Annotated in this window: 18 protein-coding genes; 6 read left to right on the forward strand and 12 right to left on the reverse strand. The window is 71.6% G+C overall.

Annotated features, from left to right (window positions below; all coding sequences use genetic code 11):
- Nucleotides 1-105 precede the first annotated feature (105 nt).
- The 3 genes from HNP44_RS07270 to HNP44_RS07280 are packed head-to-tail and all read left to right on the forward strand — an operon-like array spanning nt 106 to nt 3,948.
- Nucleotides 106-984: a Gfo/Idh/MocA family protein gene (locus tag HNP44_RS07270; protein ID WP_259143452.1), complete on the forward strand. Its 879-nt coding sequence runs from the start codon at nt 106-108 to the stop codon at nt 982-984.
- A complete protein-coding gene (locus HNP44_RS07275) occupies nt 981-3,509 on the forward strand; it encodes a sensor domain-containing protein (RefSeq protein ID WP_259143446.1) in 2,529 nt (842 codons plus the stop codon). Before HNP44_RS07270 ends, HNP44_RS07275 begins: the two co-directional genes overlap by 4 nt.
- Before the next feature lie 52 nt (nt 3,510-3,561).
- Nucleotides 3,562-3,948 carry a hypothetical protein gene (locus HNP44_RS07280; RefSeq protein ID WP_259143444.1) on the forward strand — a complete coding sequence of 129 codons (387 nt, stop codon included), beginning with the start codon at nt 3,562-3,564 and terminating at the stop codon, nt 3,946-3,948.
- A 10-nt stretch (nt 3,949-3,958) separates the two neighbouring features.
- Here the strand turns inward: HNP44_RS07280 and HNP44_RS07285 are convergent, their stop codons facing one another.
- Nucleotides 3,959-5,257 carry a TrpB-like pyridoxal phosphate-dependent enzyme gene (locus tag HNP44_RS07285; RefSeq protein ID WP_259143438.1) on the reverse strand — a complete coding sequence of 433 codons (1,299 nt, stop codon included), beginning with the start codon at nt 5,255-5,257 and terminating at the stop codon, nt 3,959-3,961.
- A 99-nt stretch (nt 5,258-5,356) separates the two neighbouring features.
- Between HNP44_RS07285 and HNP44_RS07290 the strand changes: the two genes are divergently transcribed.
- Entirely contained in the window at nt 5,357-6,601 is a 1,245-nt protein-coding gene (locus HNP44_RS07290; RefSeq protein WP_259143437.1) for an alpha/beta hydrolase, read from the forward strand.
- A 24-nt stretch (nt 6,602-6,625) separates the two neighbouring features.
- Here the strand turns inward: HNP44_RS07290 and HNP44_RS07295 are convergent, their stop codons facing one another.
- From HNP44_RS07295 to HNP44_RS07335, 9 genes are all read right to left on the reverse strand, one after another.
- Nucleotides 6,626-7,636, reverse strand: a complete 1,011-nt coding sequence (locus HNP44_RS07295) for a 3-oxoacyl-ACP synthase III family protein (protein WP_374758772.1) — start codon at nt 7,634-7,636, stop codon at nt 6,626-6,628.
- An 11-nt stretch (nt 7,637-7,647) separates the two neighbouring features.
- Nucleotides 7,648-8,280, reverse strand: a complete 633-nt coding sequence (locus tag HNP44_RS07300) for an SRPBCC family protein (RefSeq protein ID WP_259143435.1) — start codon at nt 8,278-8,280, stop codon at nt 7,648-7,650.
- The gene (locus tag HNP44_RS07305) at nt 8,277-9,932 is read right to left on the reverse strand and encodes a thiamine pyrophosphate-binding protein (RefSeq protein WP_310437665.1); all 1,656 of its coding nucleotides are present in this window, start codon (nt 9,930-9,932) and stop codon (nt 8,277-8,279) included. The genes HNP44_RS07300 and HNP44_RS07305 overlap by 4 nt, the downstream gene beginning before the upstream one ends.
- 59 nt (nt 9,933-9,991) lie before the next feature.
- Complete coding sequence (locus tag HNP44_RS07310) at nt 9,992-10,450, reverse strand: flavodoxin (protein WP_259143432.1); 459 nt, start codon at nt 10,448-10,450, stop codon at nt 9,992-9,994.
- 27 nt (nt 10,451-10,477) lie between these two features.
- Nucleotides 10,478-10,936 (reverse strand): VOC family protein, encoded by a 459-nt coding sequence (locus tag HNP44_RS07315; RefSeq protein ID WP_259143430.1) that lies wholly within the window; start codon nt 10,934-10,936, stop codon nt 10,478-10,480.
- A gap of 48 nt (nt 10,937-10,984) precedes the next feature.
- Nucleotides 10,985-11,323 carry a helix-turn-helix domain-containing protein gene (locus tag HNP44_RS07320; RefSeq protein ID WP_259143795.1) on the reverse strand — a complete coding sequence of 113 codons (339 nt, stop codon included), beginning with the start codon at nt 11,321-11,323 and terminating at the stop codon, nt 10,985-10,987.
- 74 nt (nt 11,324-11,397) lie between these two features.
- The gene (meaB, locus tag HNP44_RS07325; RefSeq protein ID WP_374758754.1) at nt 11,398-12,381 is read right to left on the reverse strand and encodes a methylmalonyl Co-A mutase-associated GTPase MeaB; all 984 of its coding nucleotides are present in this window, start codon (nt 12,379-12,381) and stop codon (nt 11,398-11,400) included.
- The gene (scpA, locus tag HNP44_RS07330; protein ID WP_259143429.1) at nt 12,378-14,618 is read right to left on the reverse strand and encodes a methylmalonyl-CoA mutase; all 2,241 of its coding nucleotides are present in this window, start codon (nt 14,616-14,618) and stop codon (nt 12,378-12,380) included. Before scpA ends, meaB begins: the two co-directional genes overlap by 4 nt.
- A gap of 1 nt (nt 14,619) precedes the next feature.
- Nucleotides 14,620-16,413, reverse strand: a complete 1,794-nt coding sequence (locus HNP44_RS07335; RefSeq protein ID WP_259143425.1) for a methylmalonyl-CoA mutase family protein — start codon at nt 16,411-16,413, stop codon at nt 14,620-14,622.
- A gap of 120 nt (nt 16,414-16,533) precedes the next feature.
- Here HNP44_RS07335 and HNP44_RS07340 point away from each other — a divergent pair, with 120 nt between their 5' ends.
- The gene (locus HNP44_RS07340; RefSeq protein ID WP_259143423.1) at nt 16,534-17,223 is read left to right on the forward strand and encodes a TVP38/TMEM64 family protein; all 690 of its coding nucleotides are present in this window, start codon (nt 16,534-16,536) and stop codon (nt 17,221-17,223) included.
- A gap of 31 nt (nt 17,224-17,254) precedes the next feature.
- Here the strand turns inward: HNP44_RS07340 and HNP44_RS07345 are convergent, their stop codons facing one another.
- Together HNP44_RS07345 and HNP44_RS07350 are read right to left on the reverse strand one after the other, a co-directional pair.
- Nucleotides 17,255-17,953 carry a phosphonatase-like hydrolase gene (locus HNP44_RS07345; protein ID WP_259143421.1) on the reverse strand — a complete coding sequence of 233 codons (699 nt, stop codon included), beginning with the start codon at nt 17,951-17,953 and terminating at the stop codon, nt 17,255-17,257.
- Nucleotides 17,950-18,723, reverse strand: coding sequence for a GntR family transcriptional regulator (locus tag HNP44_RS07350; protein ID WP_259143419.1), 774 nt, complete (start codon nt 18,721-18,723; stop codon nt 17,950-17,952). Before HNP44_RS07350 ends, HNP44_RS07345 begins: the two co-directional genes overlap by 4 nt.
- 155 nt (nt 18,724-18,878) lie before the next feature.
- Between HNP44_RS07350 and HNP44_RS07355 the strand changes: the two genes are divergently transcribed.
- Nucleotides 18,879-19,985, forward strand: a complete 1,107-nt coding sequence (locus tag HNP44_RS07355; RefSeq protein ID WP_259143417.1) for a TIGR03364 family FAD-dependent oxidoreductase — start codon at nt 18,879-18,881, stop codon at nt 19,983-19,985.
- The last annotated feature ends 46 nt before the right edge of the window (nt 19,986-20,031 follow it).

Genomic DNA, 20,031 nt, shown 5'->3' on the forward strand with positions numbered 1-20,031 from the left:
GGTTCGTCCACGTCTGCCGCTTCGCAGACGAGGGCAATACCACCCGGCGCGCGGTCGTCACCGCTCTGTGGCCAGTCGGGAAGTCACCATGGCAGACTCTGGCGAGTGACAGTGCGCATCGGTCTGGTCGGAGCGGGTCCCTGGGCGCGGGAAACCCATGCCCCGGCGCTCGCTGCGCACCCGGGTGTCGACTTCGTCGGCGGTTGGGCCCGCGACCCCGGCGCCGCCGCCGAGGTGTTCCCCCGAACCTTCGACAGCCCCGCCGCGTTGTTCGATGCCGTCGATGCCGTCGCCTTCGCTGTACCGCCGGACGTCCAGGCTCCCCTCGCCGCAGAGGCGGCCCGCGCAGGCAAGCATCTCGTCCTCGACAAGCCGATCGCATTGGACCTGCCGTCGGCGACGGAACTCGCGGAGACGGTGGCCGCCGCGGATGTCCGGTCGATCGTCGCCTTCACCCGGCGGTTCGCACCGGAGACCAGAGAGTTCCTCTCTCGCGCCGCCGAGCTGGTCCCCGTGGCTGCCGAAGCACAGTGGCTCTCCGGAGCCGCGCTCGCCGGGAAGTTCGCGGCCTCCACATGGCGTCAGGAGCAGGGAGCGCTGTTCGACGTAGGGCCGCATGTCCTGGATCTGCTCGACGCTGTCGCCGGCCCGATCACCGGTGTGGACGCCGCTCGATACGACGCCGGGAGCGACACCTGGACCGCGCAGCTCGCACACGTCGGCGGCGGCGCCTCGACCGTCTCACTGTCGCTCCGCACGCCGGTGCTCCCGACGGTGATGCGCGTGTCCGCGCATTCCACGCGGGGCACGGCCGTACTCGAGCGCCGCGACACCTCGTCGACCGAGTGCTTCCGCGTGCTCCTCGACGAGTTCCTCACCGCGATCGCGACTAGCACTGCTCACCCATTGGACGTACGTCGCGGACTCGAGGTGCAGCGCGTCATCGGGCAGATCCGGGCCGGCGCCGGCCCGACGGCGCAGTGAGCGACGAAGTCGGGGACGCGCTGGACGGCTCCCCGGACGAAGTCGACATCGCGCGCGCGTTCATCGACCACTCCATCGACGGATTCTTCGTCCACGACGAGGGTGGCCGCCTGGTCGAGGTCAACGAGGCAGCCTGCACCAGCACGGGCTACACCCGGGCCGAGCTCCTCCGCATGAACGCCCTCGACATCGCGCAGGTCACCGTCGACGAGGCCCGCCGCAGCTGGGGCATTGCGCTGGCCGGACAGTCCTTCGTGCTGCCCGCGATGCATCGTCGCAAGGACGGGAGCACCTTCCCTGTGGAGGCGCACCTCTTCGTCCGCGAGGTCGGTGGTCGCAAGTACATCGCCGGCCTGGCGCGCGATATCTCCGAGCGCGTCGCCTCCGTCCGAGCGATGAGCGATGCTCAACGCCGGCTCGAGGAGCGCGTGGTCGAGTCGGCGAATCACTCGGAGCGGGTCGCGGGCCTCCTGCAGGCTGTCATCGACGCCGCGCCCGACCTCGTCTACATCAAGGACAGGCAGGGGCGTTACCAGTACATCAACTACGGGGTCGCGGAAGTCGCGGGTATCCCGCCCACCCCCGCGATCGGAAACGACGACACGGTCGTCTTCCCCGCAATCGCGGAGACGCTGATGGCGACGGACCGCGCGATCATGGAGACCGGCATCGGCAACGAGGTCGAGGAGTACCCCGAGGTCGACGGCCAACTACGGACCTATCTGTCCAACAAGGCGCCCTACCGAAACTCCGCCGGCGAGATCGTCGGCCTCATCGGCATCTCACGCGACATCACCGCCGCGCGGCGGGATCAGGCGCTGCTGCGGCATGCAGAAGCCCGGTGGCAGTTCGCGATCGACGGCGCCGGCGACGGCATCTGGGACTGGGACGTCCCCTCGGGCACCGTTTTCTACTCGCAGCAGTGGAAGGCGACGCTCGGCTACTCGGCCGAGGACGTGGGCACGACGGTCGAGGACTGGTCCTCCCGCGTTCACCCCGACGACTACGAACAATCGTGGCTCATCGTCCAGGAAGTCTTGCACGGGAGGGCCGCGGAGTTCTCGCTCGAACACCGGATGCGGACCAAGGATGGCGGATGGTTGTGGATCCACGACCGCGGGCGCGCAATGGAGACGGGGCCCGACGGTCTGCCGATCCGCCTCATCGGTACCCACACCGACATCACCGACCGCCGGCGCGCCGAGTCGGAGATCCGGGAGCTCAACCGCCGCCTGCGGTGGCGGGCGGACCACGACGACCTCACGGGCCTGCTCGGCCGGGTCGGCTTCATCGAACGCGCCGCGCAAGTCGTCGAGCAGAGACGGGCCGACGGCGGCACCCTCGCCGTCCTCTGGATCGACCTCGACTCCTTCAAGCGGATCAACGACTCGCTCGGGCACAAGCTCGGCGATCAGGTACTGCAGGTCGTCGCCCGGCGGCTGCAGTCCGCGAGCCTCCCCACCGACCTGGTCGCACGCCTCGGTGGCGACGAATTCGTGGTGCTGCGGCCGCGCGTGGACGCCGCGCGCCGGACGCCGGACTGGGCGGAGCGGGTCCGGGCGGCGATGGCGAAACCCGTAGAGGTCGACGGCCTGCAGCTCACCGTCACCTGTTCGATCGGTCTGGTCGAATCGGGCGCGACGGACGACGGCATCACGCAACTGCTCATCGACGGGGACCTGGCGTTGTTGCAGGCCAAGCGCGACGGCCGGAACCGAATCGTCCAGCACTCTGTCGGCCTGCAGGTCCCCCAGCAGGAACGAGTAGCGCTGGCTACTCACGTCCGCTCGATGATCGACCGCGGCGAGGTCATCGTCCGCTACCAACCGGTGGTGGACCTCGCGACCGGCGCAATGGTGGGCGCGGAGGCCCTGTCGCGGGTGCCCGGCCCCGACGGTGACGAGCTGGCCCCGTCGGGCTTTCTCCCACATCTGGAGGCGCTCGGGATGCTCCCCCATTTGGCGCGGATCGTGCTCGATCGCGCGTGCGCCGATTTCGCCGCCGCACCGGAGCTCGGGTGGGTCTCGGTGAATCTCACCTCGGAGGACCTCGCCGACCCTCAGTTGCCGTACGCCGTCGAGAGCGCCCTGAACCGCAGCGGCCTCGATCCCGCGCGGCTGATCCTCGAGATCAACGAGAGGGTCGTCCCGGAGCGCCACGTGCTGGCGGCCACGCACCGGCTCATCGAACTCGGCATCCGAATCGCGCTCGACGACTTCGGCACCGGCTGGTCGAGCCTGGCACAACTGCGGGACCTGAACCTCGCGCTGGTGAAGATCGACCGATCCGTGGTCACAGCCTCGACCGGCCACGACGACCCACAGCTCGAGGCGATGCTGGACGCCGCGGTCGCCATGGCCCGGGCCCTCGATCTCGACGTCATCGCCGAGGGCGTCGAGTGCCCCGCCGAGTCCACAGCGCTCGCCGCCGCCGGCGCCCACTTCGCGCAGGGCTTCCTGTGGTCCCGAGCGTTGGACGTCGACCACCTGCAGCAGTGGGCAACACCGCAAGGCGACGGCGCCTAACCCTCACGGTCGACGAGTCCGTGTGTCCGTCGACCGGCGCTACGCTGGGGGCATGACGCACCCCGGCGACCCCCCGCAGCCCTCGGCCCCCGAGCCCACGCCCACGGACCCGGCCGTCACCGACCCGGCTTCCCCCGCCTCGGAGCCCATCGAGGCGGAGATCGTCGACCTTCCGCCGAGCGGGCCCGTCGCACCGTCGTACGAGCAGGTCACCGGCTACACCACCGCCGGCGTTCCCACCTTCGACCACGTGCGGGAGAAGATCGAGCGCCGCACGACCACCGCGCTCGGCGCCGAGGAGCTCGCGCACGGCACCTCCGCCGGGCAGGACGCCGTCCGCGCCTTCGAGGAGCGGGAAAAGGCGGCGAAGGCGAAGCTTGACGAGATCCGCCGGTCGCTGGGCTCGCCCGCCGCGCCCCCGGAGACCCCGGGGGCGTAGTTGAGCGCAGTCAGGCCAGGCCGCCCGCGAGGTACTCCGCGTAGGCGGGCAGGTCGAGCTGGCCGTGGCCCGAGAGACCAATGACGAGCACCTCGTCGGAGTGCTCCCGCGCGTAATCCGCGGCCGCAGCGATCGCATGCGTCGACTCCGGGGCGGGGACGATGCCCTGCGTCCGCGCGAACAGCACGCCCGCGGCGAAGGCGTCGTTCTGCTCGATCGCGATACCCTCCACGAGGCCCAGCTCCACGGTGTGGCTGAGCGCCGGCGACATCCCGTGATAGCGCAGGCCGCCGGCGTGGATCGGGTCCGGGACGAAGTCCATCCCCAGGGTGTGCATCTTCAGCAGCGGAGTGAGGCCGGCGACGTCGCCGTGGTCGTAGCGGTACTCGCCCTTCGTGATCGACGGGCACGCCACGGGCTCGGCGGCGACGATGCGCGGGTCCTGCCTTCCGTGGATCTTCTCCCGGAGGAACGGGAAGGCGAGGCCCGCGAGGTTGGAACCGCCTCCGGCGCAGCCGAAGACGACCTCGGCGCCCTTCTCGTGCAGGTTCAGCTGGTCGACGGCCTCGAGCCCGATCACCGACTGGTGCAGCACCACGTGGTTGAGGACGCTTCCCAGCGCGTACCGGGCGTCGGGATCCTGGGCGGCAACCTCGACGGCCTCCGAGACGGCCATGCCGAGACTGCCAGTGGTGTTCGGATCCTTCGCCAGCATCGCGTGGCCGGACTCGGTGAGCTCCGACGGGCTCGGGTGCACAGTGCCGCCGTAGGTGCGCATGAGGTGGCCGCGGTAGGGCTTCGAGTCGTAGGAGGCGCGCACCTGCCACACCTCGACGTCGATGCCGAACTGGGCACCGGCGAAGGAGAGGGCGCTGCCCCACTGGCCGGCGCCGGTCTCGGTGGTCAGCTTCGTCACGCCGTCCACCGAGTTGTAGTACGCCTGCGCGACGGCCGAATTCGTCTTGTGCGAGCCGACGGGACTCACGCCCTCGTACTTGACGTAGATGCGGCACGTGGTGCCGAGCGCCTGCTCGAACTTCCGGGCCCTAATCAGCGGCGACGGGCGCCACATCGCGAGAATCTCGCGGACCGGCTCCGGGATCTCGTGGTAGGCCTCGGTGGACGCCTCCTGCGCGATGAGGCCCGACGCGAACAGCGGCGCCAGGTCCTCGGGCTGCACGGGCTCCTTGGTGCCGGGGTGCAGGTGCGGTGGGATGGGCGTGTCCAGTTCCGCGGCCAGGTTGTACCAGTGGGTGGGGACCTCGACGGTCGTGATGTCCTGGTGCGCGGCGGCGTCCGAGAGTGTCATGGCTCACAGAGTAGAACGCCGGGAATGCCGCCCTTTCCCACAGGTCCGTCTTATCGGGCGCACCTATTCTGGACGCGTGCGAGGACGGGAGTGCGGCCGGTGAATCCCCTGCGGAACCTGCAGCTCACGGCAGGTCCCGTACCGCTCCTCCTGCTCCTCACCGGAGCGGCTGCGCTCGCCGGCCTGATCTCCGCGACCCGTCGCGGCGGGTCAACGCGCACCGTCCTTGTCTGCGTGGCCGCCGCGCTCGCTGCGACAGCGTTCGTGGACTACCTGGTCGAGTTCGTGTGGAAGCCCTTCCCTGACCGCCTCGACCCGCTGGTGCTGCTGTGGATCGCCCTCGGTGTGCTGGCCCTGCTGCTCGCCGGGGTGCGGGTGGTCCGGGCACCGTCGTGGCGGTCCACGGCGCTGAGCACCGCGGCGGTCGGCCTGGTGGTCCTGATGGGCGCCGGCCAGGTGAACTCGCTGTACTCGGCGTACCCGTCGGTGGAGGACCTGCTGCCCGTCGACTACCCGGCGACGGTGCCTCGTCCCTCCCCCGGCGCGACCGCCGAGCGCGGCGTGGTCGTGCGGGCGACGGTGCCGCCCACGCGCTCCCGGTTCGCGGCCCGCCAGGCGCTGGTCTACCTGCCGCCGGCGTACCTGTCCGGTGCGCGCGAGCGGCTGCCGGTGCTCATGCTCCTGCACGGGCAGCCGGGCTCGCCGCGGGACTGGTTCTCAGGCGGGAAGCTGGCCCGGACGATGGACTCCTATGCGCAGCGGCGGGGCGGCGTCGCGCCCGTCGTGGTGGTGCCGGACGCGACGGGCGGGCAGTTCGCGAACCCGCTCTGCGCCGACACCCGGCGCGCTCGGGCAGCGACCTATCTCGCCGAGGACGTGCCCGCATGGGTGCGCCAGAATCTGGCAGTGGATGCTGCCCCGCAGGCGTGGGCGGTCGGCGGCTACTCCTACGGCGGCACCTGCGCGCTGCAGCTGGCGACCCGGTTCCCGGAGGTCTTCCGGACCTTCCTGGCACTCTCGCCCGACGCGGAGCCGGACTTGGGCGGCGGGCGCGAGGCCACCGTCCGGGACGCCTTCGCCGGCGATCGCGGCGCGTACGCGCGGGCGGATCCGCTCACCCAGCTGTCGCTGCGGCGCTTCCCCGACAGTGCGGGCGTGCTCGTGGCCGGCACGGAAGACCCCGCGTCGACCGCAGCCGCGAAGCGGGTGGCCCTCGCCGCCGCGGGAGCCGGAATGACGGTGCGCACCCGATGGATCCGGGGCGGGCACGACTTCACTGTGTGGTCCGGCGGCCTGACGGCGGAACTCGACTGGCTCGGCGGCCGCCTGGGCCTCCCCACTTAGCCCGGAACGGGTGGCCCGGAACGACTAGGTGCGCAACAGCGCCCCGGCTGCGAAGTCGCCGGCGTGCGCGAAGGCCGCGAGGACCACGTCCTCCCCTGCGCCGATCCGCCCGTCCGCGCGGGCGATGGCGAAGGTGTGCGGGACGCCGACCGCGAAGAGGTTGCCGCACTCGTCGAAGGTGTCGGGGTGCCGCTCCGGCGGGAGCTCGAGGGCCTCGCGCCAATTACGCAGGAACGTCCGGTTGGGCTGATTGGTCACGAGGTGCCCGACGTCGGGGCCGCGCAGGCCTCCCGCAGCCGCGGCGGCGAGCGCGACCTCCGGCACGAGCCGGTTGCCCCGGGCGAGGACCTTCGCGATCTTGGCCTCGGTGAAGCCCACGTGCAGCTGCCCCTCGCCGGCCTCCCAGTACTTGCGCGGCGGCTCGACGGCGGCGGTCATGTCGCCCGCGTACTCGCTGTGCTGCGCGCAGATCACCTCCCGGACCTCCAGCCCACCCGCCTGCGGGTCGGCGACGACGAGCGCGGCGGCGGCACCGTCGCCCGGGATGGCGGCCTGCGGCAGGTTCCGGACCCGGTCCTGGGTGAAGACGTTCCCGGCCGCGTTGGTCGCGGTGAGCAGCAGCGCCGACCGCGCGGTCCCCGCGGTGAACATCGTGCGCGCGAGCTGCAGCATGAGCAGGAAGGCGGCGCAGCCGCCGTTGTGGATGTCCAGGACCAGCGAGGGCCGGGTGCCGAGCCGGCGCACGACGTCGCCACCGCAGCCAACGACCGGCAGGTCCGGCAACTGCGAGTGGCTCAGCACCACATCGGCCTGCAGGGCCTCGTCCCCGACCTGCTCCCGGAGCCGGTCGATCGCCGCGCACATCAGGTCGACGTTCGACTCCCCCGCCGCCGCATGGTGCCGGTACGCGGGCGGCGCGAACATCGGGTTCGAGGTGAGCGTGCGACTGTCGGCGTCGGCGAACTCCCGGAAGTACTCGGCGGGTACCCGGTTCTCGGGCAGGTACGAGGCCAACCCGACGATCCGCGGGTTCACGAGCGGGGCGGTCACGACGTCATCCATTCGGGCTTGATCGGCTCCCCGTGCGCATGCCGGTGTTCGGCGATCGCCTTGAGGTTCTCGAGTTCCATCTGGTGGCCCGCTCCGAACGTGTCCCACAGGTCGCCGACCCAGACGGGCCGCTCGGGCGGCGCCGTCTCGGGGTACGGGTTCTCGTCGTAGAAGGGGTGGTGGCAGTTGACCCACAGCACCACGGAGCCGGGCCTGTTCAGCACGAGCCGCGCATCGACGATCCGCATCAGGTAGATCATCCAGAGATGCTTCCCCTGGTCCCAGGCGCAGTGGTAGTCGACGGTCCGCGCGTCCGGGTGGGCGACGGTGCGCGTGTAGATCTCGGTGTCGGCGCCGAGCATGTCGCGCGCGACCCACAGGCCGGCCTCGTCGGTCTCGCGGAAGCCGCGCAGGCTGTAGGTCCACTCCTCGAGGGAGCGGGTGTCGGAGAGCCAGTCGTAGAGATCGTCGGGCGGGGCGTTGACGTAGGACTGCACGGGGCAGAAGTCGCCGTAGATCTGCTGGTGCGGGTACACCGAGCGCATGCGGTCGACGAGGATCGGCTGCGCCACCGGGCGCGGGTGACTCTCGATCCGGATGGTTCCTTCGATGTCGATGACGGGGATCATTGCCGCTCCTTCGCGGTATCGGGCAGCAGCGCTGCGAACGGCGGGATCTCCGCAGGGTCGGTCCCGATCTCCAGGCACGACGGTCCGCCGCCGGACCCGGTCAGGAGCTCGGCCGCGGCGGACCGCACACCGTCGGGCGTGGTGGCCGAGCGGACGGGCAGGGTGGGGAACATGGCGGCCAGGCCGTCAGCGATCCGGCTGGGCCGGAACCGGTTGATGCTGGGCAGGTCGGGGAAGAACTTCCCCTCGCGGGCCACGCACATACCGTGAGCGTCGTTGTTGAGCACCACCAGTAGGACGGACGCCCGCGCCTCGATCGCGGTGTGGATCTCCATGCCGTGCATGAAGAATGCACCGTCACCGGCGAGGATCACGGTGGGCCGGCCGGTGGCTATCGCGGCGCCGATCCCCGCGGCGATGCCGTGCCCCATGCCGCCCATACCTAGTGCGACGAGGAAGCGGTCGCCGGTGCCGAGCGGGAGGCGGTGCACCGCGGCGGCACCGGCGTTGCCGGCATCGGCGAAGACGAGTGCGTCAGCGGGGATCGCGGCGGCCATCGCGTCGACGGCATCGGCGCAGGTGAGCAACCCGGAGTCGTTCCGCGGCACGGTGATCGGGACGGGCGCCGCGGCGGTCCACGGGACGCGCGCGCGTGCGCCGACCGCGTCCGCGAGGGCCCTCGCGTAGGCGGCGAGGTCGCGGGCGGGCTCGTGGACCGTCACGTCGCGCAGCGGCGGCTCGGCGGCGACGTGCACCGTGCAGGTGACGTCCATCGCGTCGTCCAGCCCGGTGCGGTCCATGAGGTCGAGCTCGGTGCCCAGCGCCAGGATGAGGTCCGCGTCGGCGGCGACCCGTGGCACCGAGGGATGCCCCATGACGCCCGCGACGCCCACGACGCCGGTCCGGGGCGCGGCGTCGCGCCCGTTGGGGCCGACCGCGATCACGGCGCCCGTCGCCGCCGCCAGCGCCGCGACGGGTCCGGCGAGCCGGGCCCGGGACGCGGCCTCGCCGAGCAGGATCAAGGGCCTCCGTGCCGCGCGGACGAGCCGCACCACCTCCTGCGACGGTGCCTCCGGCCCGGGTGGGATCGGTGCGCGCCCCGCCGGTCCGGGACAGTCGGCGAGCTGGACGTCCTTGGGCAGGAGCAGCGCTGCGGGCAGCCCCTGCTCGATCGCCGCAAAGGCACCTTCGAGCGCGGGGGCGAGATCCTCCGGCACGGAAACCTTCGCGGCGAAGCCGGTCACGCCACGCAGGACGGCGAGGACGTCGACGGTGCGCGGGGCCGCGCACATGTCCTGGAAGGCGCCGCGCCCCTCGGCGGCGGTCGGCGGACTCCCGATGAGTGCGAGGACGGGCGAACGGGACTGGTACGCCTCGGCCAGGGCTGGGACGCAATTCATCGCCGCGCCGCCGGAGGTGGCGATCAAGCAGCCTGGCCGGCCGGTCATGCGCGCCGCTCCGTCCGCCATGGCGCCGGCGCCGAACTCGTGCTTGGCAATGGTCACCGTGAGGCGGCGGTCCTCGGGGGCGCGAAGCAGTGCGGCGAACAGGTCCTCGGAATTGGCCCCGTGAATGCCGTATGCGTGGCGAAACCCATACGCATACAAAGCATTTGCAATCCTGTCAGCGACCTTTGACGTCACAAGCCTCACAGTAGGCCGGTGTGACCGGCTTCACAACAGAGCAGGCGAACGCTGTCCGCTTATCCCTGCTACCCGAGCAGGTTGCGCGCGAACGCCTCGGCGCCTGCAAGATCCGCCGCGCTCGGGCGACCCTTGTTCATACCTCCGACCAGCGCGAACGGCCCCATCGTGTCGAGCCCGCGGCAGTGGAAGACCTCGGGCGCGAGCCGGAATCCGGCGTCGGTGAGGAGATTCGCGAGCGTACGGGTGTACCGGCGCAGCGGCGTCTCGGGCAGTCCGCTGGTGGCGTAGACGAAGGCCGTCCCGCGCGGCTTCGCGGCGAGGCCGCGGACGAGGCCGACGAGGGCCGGGTCGAAGGCCATCCAGTACACGCCCGAGCCGAAACCGACCAGGTCGGCGGCGTCGATCTGATCCGCCGTCACCTCCCCGGGGGTGAGCACCGGCGCGTTCAGGACCCCGCCGATCCGATCGGCCACCTTCCGGGTGTTGCCGTGGTGCTTGGACGCGCAGATCACGAGTGCCGACATGATCCCATCGTGGCACGGATCAGCAGGTCACGCTCCGGACCAGCGGTCCACGTCGGCCTGCGTGACCTCGACCGGGGCCTGCTTCCGCTGGGTGATCCGGATGTGGTTGCCGAACGGGTCTCGCAGCGCGCAGTCGATGCCGTAGGGCTGCTCCTGCGGCTCCTCCGTGAACTCGACGCCCTGCGCGCTCAGCTTCTCGAAGACACCGCGGCAGTCGTCGGTGTTGAGGATGCAGGCCACACCGAGCGCGCCCTTGGTGAGCAGATCCCGTTGCGCGGCGACGGTCTCCGGGCTCCCGCCTCCCACGCCCAGGACCTCCAGTACCAGTTCGCGCTGGGGGTCGGACGGCAGGGCGATGGTGAGCCAGCGCATGAAGCCCATATCGACGTCGTCGTGGACTTCGAAGCCCAACTTGCCGACGTAGAAGTCGAGGGCCTCGTCCTGGTCGAGAACGAAGACGGACGTGATAGCGATCGAAGTGAACATGGGACCGAGCCTACGAAGCCCGAGCGGACACCGCTTATCCGAAACTGCTCAGTGCACGGGACGGGTCCACGCCCGCACGACGCAGCCCGGGGCGCGCACCGACGCCACGTCGCGCCGGTATTCCGAGGGCGAGCGCCCGACGATCGCGCGGAAGGTCCGGCTGAACGTGCCGGACGAGCCGAAGCCGACCTCGTAGGCGATCTCGGTGATCGCGCGGTCGGTGTCGCGGAGCCGCGCCATGGCCCGCTCGATCCGGCGCCGCTGCAGGTACCGGTGCGGCGTCTCGCCGAAGGCGGCGGCGAACTCCCGGGAGAAGTGGGCGGGCGACATGAGGGCGATCCGCGCCACCGCCGCGACGTCGAGCGGCTCCGAGTAGCGCCGGTCCATCGCGTCCCGCGCCCGCAGGAGTCGGCGGTTCGCGTCCTCCTGCGGCGTGAGCTCGGGCACGGCGTCAGTACCGGTCAGCGGCCGTCGAAGGCGTCGAGGATGCGCTGCGCGGCGAGGGCGGGCGTCAGCGAGCCGTCCTGCACGGAAGCCTCGACGCCGGACCGCACGAACCGCACACCGTCGGAATGCTCGACCCGGCCGAGGATGGCGTCCCGGACCATCGTCCAGGTCCAGTCGACCTGCTGCTGCCGGCGGCGACGGTCGAACTCCCCCGCCTCCTGCAGCGTGCTGCGGTGCCGCAGGACGGCGTCCCAGAACTCGGGGATGCCAGTGCCTTCGACGGCGCTCTGCGTGAGCACGGGCGGACGCCACAGGGAGCCGCGCGGGTGGATGAGGCGCAGCGCGCTCGACAGCTCGCGTGCCGCGACGCGCGCCTCGACCACGTGGTCACCGTCGGCCTTGTTGACGGCCACCACGTCGGCGAGCTCGAGCACACCCTTCTTGATGCCCTGCAACTGGTCGCCCGTGCGCGCGAGGGTGAGGAAGGTGAAGGTGTCGACCATGTTCGCGACGGTGACCTCGGACTGCCCGACGCCGACGGTCTCGACCAGGATGACGTCGAAGCCGGCGGCCTCCATCAGCACCATGGTCTCGCGCGTGGCCTTCGCGACGCCGCCGAGCGTGCCCGAGGTGGGCGACGGCCGGATGTACGCGCGCGGGTTCACTGCGAGGGTGCCCATCCGGGTCTTGTCGCCCAGGATGGAGCCGCCGCTGCGGGTGGACGACGGGTCCACCGCGAGCACGGCGACCTTGTGGCCCAACGAGATCAGATGGTTGCCCAGGGCCTCGATGGTGGTGGACTTCCCCACCCCGGGCACGCCGGTGATCCCGACGCGGGTGGCGATCGGCGCGTCCGGTCCCGGCGTCACCGCGAGCAGCAGCTCCTGCGCGAGGGCCTGGTGGTCGGGGCGCCGGGACTCGACGAGGGTGATGGCGCGCGCCAGCAGGGCGCGCTTGTCGGCCCGGACCCCGTCCGTGAGTTCGGCGACGGTGATCACGCCAGCTGGTACCCCAGCTTGTTCCCCAGCTCGTACAGCAGGTTCACCGCGGCGTCCGCGATGACGGTGCCGGGCGGGTAGATCGCCGAGGCGCCGGCCGCGTACAGCTCGTCGAAGTCGCCCGGCGGGATGACACCGCCCACCACGATGGTGATGTCGGGGCGGCCGACCTCGGCGAGTGCGTCGCGCAGCGCGGGCACCAGCGTGAGGTGGCCGGCGGCGAGTGAGGAGACGCCGACGACGTGCACGTCGTTGTCGGCGGCCTGCTGCGCGACCTCCTCGGGTGTGGAGAACAGGGGGCCCACGTCGACGTCGAAACCGAGATCGGCGAAGGCGGTGGCGATCACCTTCTGGCCGCGGTCGTGGCCGTCCTGGCCCATCTTGGCGATGAGCACGCGGGGCCGACGGCCGTCGGCCTCCTCGAACCTCTCGACCAGCTCGGTGGCCGTCTGGATGTTGCCGGCCGCGCCGGCCTCGTCGCGGTACACGCCACTGAGCGTACGGATCTCGGCCTGGTGGCGGCCGTAGACCTGCTCGAGCGCGTCGGAGATCTCGCCGACGGTGGCGCCGGCCCGCGCCGCGTCGATCGCGAGGGCGAGGAGGTTGTTCTCCAGACCGCCCTCGGAGGAGCCCGCCGCACGCGTCAGGTTCGCCAGGGCCGCCTTGACCGCCTCGGGGTCCCGCTCGGCGCGCAGCCGATCCAGCTTCGCCAGCTGCTCGGTGCGGACCTTCGAGTTGTCGACCTTGAGCAGCTCGATCGCCGTGTCCTCGGCGACCTGGTACTTGTTGACGCCGATCACCGGCTGGCGGCCCGAGTCGATACGGGCCTGAGTGCGGGCCGCAGCCTCCTCGATGCGCAGCTTCGGGATGCCCTCGCCGATGGCCTTCGCCATGCCCCCGGCCTCCTGCACCTCCCGGATGTGGGCGCGGGCGCGCTCGGCCAGCTCGTGGGTGAGGGTCTCGACGTAGTACGAGCCGCCCCACGGGTCGATGGGCCGGGTGGTGCCCGACTCCTGCTGCAGCACCAGCTGCGTGTTGCGGGCGATGCGGGCGGAGAAGTCCGTCGGCAGCGCGATCGCCTCGTCGAGGGCGTTGGTGTGCAGTGACTGGGTGTGCCCCTGCGTCGCCGCCATCGCCTCGACGCACGTGCGCGCGACGTTGTTGAAGACGTCCTGCGCGGTGAGCGACCAGCCCGAGGTCTGCGAGTGCGTGCGCAGCGACAGCGACTTGGCGTTCTTCGCGTCGAATTCGGAGACCAGCTCGCTCCACAGCAGGCGCGCGGCGCGGAGCTTCGCGACCTCCATGAAGAAGTTCATGCCGATGCCCCAGAAGAAGGACAGGCGCGGCGCGAACTTGTCCACGTCGAGCCCGGCCTCGATACCGGCCTTGATGTACTCGACACCGTCGGCCAGCGTGTACGCGAGCTCCAGATCGGCTGTGGCCCCGGCCTCCTGGATGTGGTACCCGGAGATCGAGATGGAGTTGAACTTCGGCATCTTCTGCGAGGTGTACGCGAAGATGTCCGAGATGATCCGCATCGAGGGCACCGGCGGATAGATGTAGGTGTTGCGAACCATGAACTCTTTGAGGATGTCGTTCTGGATGGTGCCCGCGAGCTTCTCCGGACCGACGCCCTGCTCCTCGGCCGCCACCACGTAGAGCGCGAGAATCGGCAGGACCGCGCCGTTCATCGTCATCGAGACGGAGACGCCGCCCAGATCGATGCCGTCGAAGAGCTGCCGCATGTCGAGAATCGAGTCGATCGCGACGCCGGCCATGCCCACGTCGCCGGTGACGCGCGGGTGGTCGGAGTCGTAACCGCGGTGCGTCGCCAGGTCGAAGGCGACCGACAGGCCCTTCTGGCCCGCCGCGAGGTTGCGCCGGTAGAAGGCGTTCGACTCGGCCGCGGTGGAGAAACCGGCGTACTGCCGGATCGTCCACGGCTGGTTGACGTACATCGTCGGGTACGGGCCGCGGATGAAGGGCACCGCGCCCGGGTAGGAGTCCACGGGGTAGCCGGCCTCGGCGACGGCGTCGCGGTCGGCGCGGGTGTAGACCGGTTTGACGTCGATGCCCTCGGGGGTGGTCCAGGTCAGCTGGTCCGGGCTGTACGCGTAGGCCGCGGCGGAGGCCTCGACGAAGGCGTCCACGTCTGCGCCGGTGGGCGCCGGGGCTGCCGTGACCGCATCGTCGTCGAACGAGACGTCGGCGAAGCTGCCGATGGTGGTGTCGGTCATCTCAGGCCCCCAGCCGGGTCAGCAGGTCGTCGAGCGCGGCGGCCGCGTCGATCTTCGCGTGCAGGTAGATGTCGATCAGGCCGTCGTCGACGGTGCCCGGCGCGCCCGCGAGCAGCACGAGGGCGCCCTCCTCGCGCAGCGAGCGGGCCAGGGCCTCGCCCTCCTCGGCGTAGCCGGGGTCGGATCCGGCCAGGGCGGCGATCCGCGCCCCCGGCGAACCGTCGAGCGTGGCGGTGCCCGCGGCCTGCTCGGTCGCGTCCAGCACCGTTTCGATGCCGCCGGAGGCGAGCAAGTTCGTCAGGAAGGTGGACCGGCCGTTGTACTGGGCGACGGTGCCGATGGTCACCATTCGGATCCGGGGCCGGACGCCGTGCTCGCGGAGGAAGGCGTCGGACCGGGCCCGCAGGGACTCGAACGGCGCGGCGTACGACCGCACGACGGGGCCGTTGGTCGCGGCCGACGGGTCGATCGGCGGCTCGGCCAGGTTCGGGAACTCATTGACGCCGGTGAGCTTGCGCGCGCGCCGCGCCACGGCATCGTCCCGGCGGTCCGCGGACTCACCGAGCTGCCTCGCGACGGTCTCCTCCGCGGCGCCGCGGGCGAAGCCCCCCGCACCCTCGACGGACTGGAAGACGCCCCACGCCGCACGGGCGAGGTCGTCGGTGAGGGATTCGACGTGCCACGAGCCGGCACCGGGATCGATGACGCGGCCGAGGTTCGACTCCTCGAGCAGGAGCAGCTGCGTGTTGCGGGCGATGCGCCGCGCGAAGGCGGGCGAGTAGCCCTCGATGCCGCCGGGCAGGGCCTCGTCGTAGTCGAGGGTGGTCACGTAGTCCGCCCCGCCGAGACCGGCGCCGAAGGCGGCGACGGTGGTGCGCAGCAGGTTCACCCACGGGTCGCGCTGCGTGGTCGCGGCAAGCGAGGTGACGGCGTGCACGGGGGGGTTCCCGGCCTCGGGCGCGCCGAGATGCTGCGCGACGCGGGCCCAGACGGTGCGCCAGGCGCGGATCTTGGCAAGGGTGAGGAACTGGTCGTCGGTGGCGGCCAGGCGGATAGTGAACTGGTTGAGCGCGGCGGCGGTGGTCAGGCCGGCCGCGGTGAGGGCGCGCACCTGGTCGAGGGCGGCGGCGGCAGTCATGCCCAGCTCCTGTGCGGCGGTGGCACCGGCGTTGTGCAGGTCGGCACCGTCGGCGACGAGGGCACGCACGTCCTCGGTGCGGGCATCGGCGGTGCGGGCGAGCTCGACGGCCTCGTCGAGGGAGACGTCCGCGCGCCCCACGACCTCGGAGGTCAGCGGCGCGGCGCCCAGGCTGACACGCACCAGGTCGGCGCGGTAGGCGTCGGATTCGGCGGCCTTGTCCAGCGCCGCGTACACCTGCGCCGCGGCCTCGGCGGCACGACCGCCGGCGGTGAGCAGGATCGGCGCCATGTCCGGGTAGACGCCGTCGAGGAGCGGCGCGGGGTCGGGGCGCATGAACCAGAGGGCGCTCGCGCCGGACTCCAGGGCGCCGAGCACGTCGGCGGAGTCGGTGGTCGCGTCGAACCGCTCGGCGACCTTCCAGCCCAGGCGGACGTCCGGGGTGGGGTTGCCGCCGCGCACATAGGGGAAGGTGCCGGGCAACGGGGCCTCAGGGAGCTCGTCGCGCTGCGAGTACAGCGGCGCGATCTGCACGCCGTCGTCCTCGGTGAGGGTGGTCAGCGCGGCGATCGGGTCCTCGGGCGGCGTGCCGCCGCGCGACTTCGCGAGCACGGCGCCGACGGACTCGCGCCATGCCTGAAAGGGACTGTCCACCACGTGGGCCTCCTCACCTGTGGCCGCGCACACGCACGACCGGGCACCGGCCGTCGCGTCACATCGGCGGCCGAGAACCCACGTTAACCGATTGCTGTTGCTACGCCCCAGTAGGGTCGTCCCGTGGGTGCCAACGACTCTCGGATCCGGCCCGGCGACCGCGGACTGGTGATCCGGGCGGTCGGCGGGGGTGCCGCCATCCTCGGGCTCGTCGCGCTCGGCATGTTCCTTCCGCACCCCGGGGCCGCCACCATTCGGGCGTGGGCGGATTCGACCGGGCCCTGGTTCCTCGCCCTGTTCTTTGTGGCGCACGCCGTGATCACGGTGTTCCCGATCCCCCGCACTGTGTTCACGGTCTCGGCGGGCTTCCTGTTCGGGCCCGTCGTCGGCATCGCGGTCTGTATGGCAGCGTCGACCGTCGCGGCGTCCGTCGCCTTCCTCGGCGTTCGGGAGATCGACCGGCGCCATCCCTCGCGCGTGATCGCCCGCGCCCGCGAGCACCGCGCCTACGCGCCGATCGCCGCCCGACTCCGAGCGCGCGGGTGGCTGGCCGTCGGGTCGCTGCGGCTCATCGCCGCCGCGCCGTTCTCTCTCGTCAATTACGCCTCGGCGCTGTCCCCGGTGCCGTTCTGGCCGTACTTCGGCGCGACGGTGGCGGGCCTCGCGCCCGGCACCGTCGCCGTCGTCCTCCTCGGCGATGCGCTGACCGGGGAATCCTCGCCGTGGCTCGTGGTGATCAGCGGCGCGCTCATGGCCACCGGGATCGCGGGACTACTCCTCGACGCCCGCATGCCCGCAAGGCCAGAGGCTTGATTGATTTTATCGCAAGCTTCTGACCTTGCCTCTAGATGTTCAGCAGGCCGGGGATGTCGACAACGCCGGCGAGCACGTGGTCGGCGCCCGCGTCGGCGAGTACCTGCGGGTCAGCCTTGCCGGTGAGTACGCCGACGGAGACGGCGCCGGCGTTGGTCGCGGCCTGCGCGTCGACGGCCGTATCGCCCGCGGCGAGCACGCGGCGGACGTCGCGGACGCCGGTGCGCTCCATCGCGCGGTGGATCATGTACGGCGCCGGCCGGCCCGCGGCCACGTCGGACGTGGTGACCACGGCGTCGACGACCGCGTCGGCACCGTCGCCGATCTTCCAGCCGAGCGCGGCGAGGAGCGGGAGGGCGACGGCATCGTCGAATCCTGTGGTGAGAGCCACCTTGATCCCTCGACCCCGGAGCTCGGAGAGGGCGGCGGGCACGCCGTCGATCGCGGTGGGCGGGGTCGACGAGTAGGCCTCCTGCAGACGCTCCCGGAACCGGTCGAAGCCGGCGTCGACGCGCTCGGTCGTCGGCTCGACGCCGCCGAGACGGAGCAGATTGGTGATCGCCTCGACCTTGTCGGTGCCCATCCACACCTGCAGGTCGGCCTGCGCCACGGTGGCCCCGCCGTCCTCGACGGCGCCGCGGAGCGCCTCGTAGACGGCGCCGCCGTCGTCGATCGTGGTGCCGGCCATGTCCAGCGCGACGAGCTCGATGGTGCGGTCGGATTCGGTCATGCGTCTCTCCTGACGGGTACTGATCGCAGCACGGGCGGGTTCGCGGTGGGCGCTGCGAAGAGTCGGTTCTCGACGATCACGGTGGTCACGCCGGGGACGTAGCGGTCCTCGGAGTATTCGACGACGTCGCCGGCGGCGTCGGTGGTGGTGCGGCGCACCCGCAGCAGCGGGGCACCCTCGGACAGGCCGAGCTGTACCGCGTCCTCGGCAGTCGCGGCGACGGCGTCGATCTGATGGGTGGAGGCGTAGAGGTCGGCGCCGGCGTCGAGCAGGAAGCGGTTCACCGAGCCCGAGTCGGGGTCGAACTCCATGAGGCGCTTGCCCAGCGCCCAGACGAAGAACATGGTCTCGCAGAGCGCGGGGGCGCCGTCGAGCGTGCGGATCCGGCGAAGCTCGAGCACCGGCTCCCCTGGCTCCACCTGCAGGCGCTCGGCGATGTCCGGCGACGCAGGGACGCGCGCCTGGAGCGTGGTGCGTTGTCCGGGTTCACGGCCCTGTTCGCGGGCCCAGGCGGTGAACGAGCCGAGGGCGCTCGCGCTGTGGCTGGGGACGTTGCGGCGGACGATCGGCGAACGGCCCTGACCGCCGACGATCAGCCCCTCCGCGCGCAGGGTGGCGAGCGCCTGGCGAACCGGCCCGCGGGAGGTGCCGAACTCCTCGCACAGCAACGCCTCGCTGGGTGCCTGCTCCCCCTCCGGCCAACGACCGGAGGCGATGCGCGAACGGAACTCCGCGGCGAGACGTTGATGAAGCGGCTGAGCTGCGACCACGCCATTGAGTATACAAGTTAAAGCATTGCCCGGCTGCACGCACGGTGAACATGGGATGAACAACCGCGTTACCTCGATGTACATCGGACCAACTTGTATAGACATCGAACGTTCGGGCTTGCCAAGCTCGGCGTCGGGACGCCACGCTGGGTGCCATGAACACCGCAACGGACGTCCTCGTCGTCGGCGCCGGCGTCGTGGGCCTGGCGCACGCCGTCGAGGCGCTCGACCGGGGCCTCACCGTCACCGTCGTCGAGCGAGACAGCCGCGCCGTGGGCGCCTCCATCCGCAACTTCGGGCACGCGTGCGTGACCGGGCAGTCGGGCGACCTCGCCGACCTCGCGCACCTGGCGCGCGAGCGCTGGCTCGACCTGGACGGCCGCGCCGGCCTCGGCGCCCGCGCCACCGGCGGCCTCGCCGTCGCGCGCCACGCCACCGAGCTCGCCGTGCTCGAGGAACTCGCCGCGGCCCGGCCCGACGAGGTCGAGCTCCGCACCGCCGACGAGGTCCGCACCGAACTCCCCGGCGGCGGCGCCGAGGACGTCGTGGGCGGCGCCGCGCTGCTCGCGGACCTGCGGGTGGACCCGCGCGTCACCGTCGCGCGACTGGCCGCCTGGGTCGATGCGCAGGCGGGCGCCGAGGTTCGGTTCGGCACCGCGTACCTCGGCTTCGACGGCACCCGCGCCCACACCAGCCGCGGCCCCATCGCAGCGCAGCGGGTGATCGTCTGCGTCGGGCACGACCTGGACCACCTGTACCCCGGACTCGCGGAGGAGCACCGCATCGAGCGGTGCGCCCTGCAGATGGCCCGCGCGGCGGACCCCGGCGCGGTCGTCACGCCCGCGGTGCTCACCGCGACCTCGCTGCTGCGCTACCCCGCGTTCGCCGAAACCGCCAGCGCCGCAGCGCTCCGCACCCGAATGGAGACCGACCGGCCCGACCTGCTGGACATCGACGCGAACGTCATGTTCACCCAGCGTCCCGACGGCACCCTGCTCATCGGCGACTCGCACCACACCGCGCGCACCGTCGCCCCGTTCCTCGACGAGGCGGTCACCGAGACTCTCCGCGCCGAAGCCGCCCGCGTCCTCGGCGTCGACCGGCTGCGCATCATCGAGCGCTGGCAGGGCGTCTACGCCTCCAGCCCCCTGCACCCCTACCTCATCGCCGAGCCGGAGAAGCGCCTCAGCGTGCGCATCGTGACCTCCGGCGTAGGTATGACCATCGCCCACGGCCTCGCCCGCCGGCACTTCCCGATCTGACCCGACCGAACACCTCGTCCCACCACCACCTCACCTCCGCTCCACT

It is taken from the genome of Tsukamurella ocularis, assembly GCF_024807615.1.
In the GTDB taxonomy this organism is placed as follows: domain Bacteria; phylum Actinomycetota; class Actinomycetes; order Mycobacteriales; family Mycobacteriaceae; genus Tsukamurella; species Tsukamurella ocularis.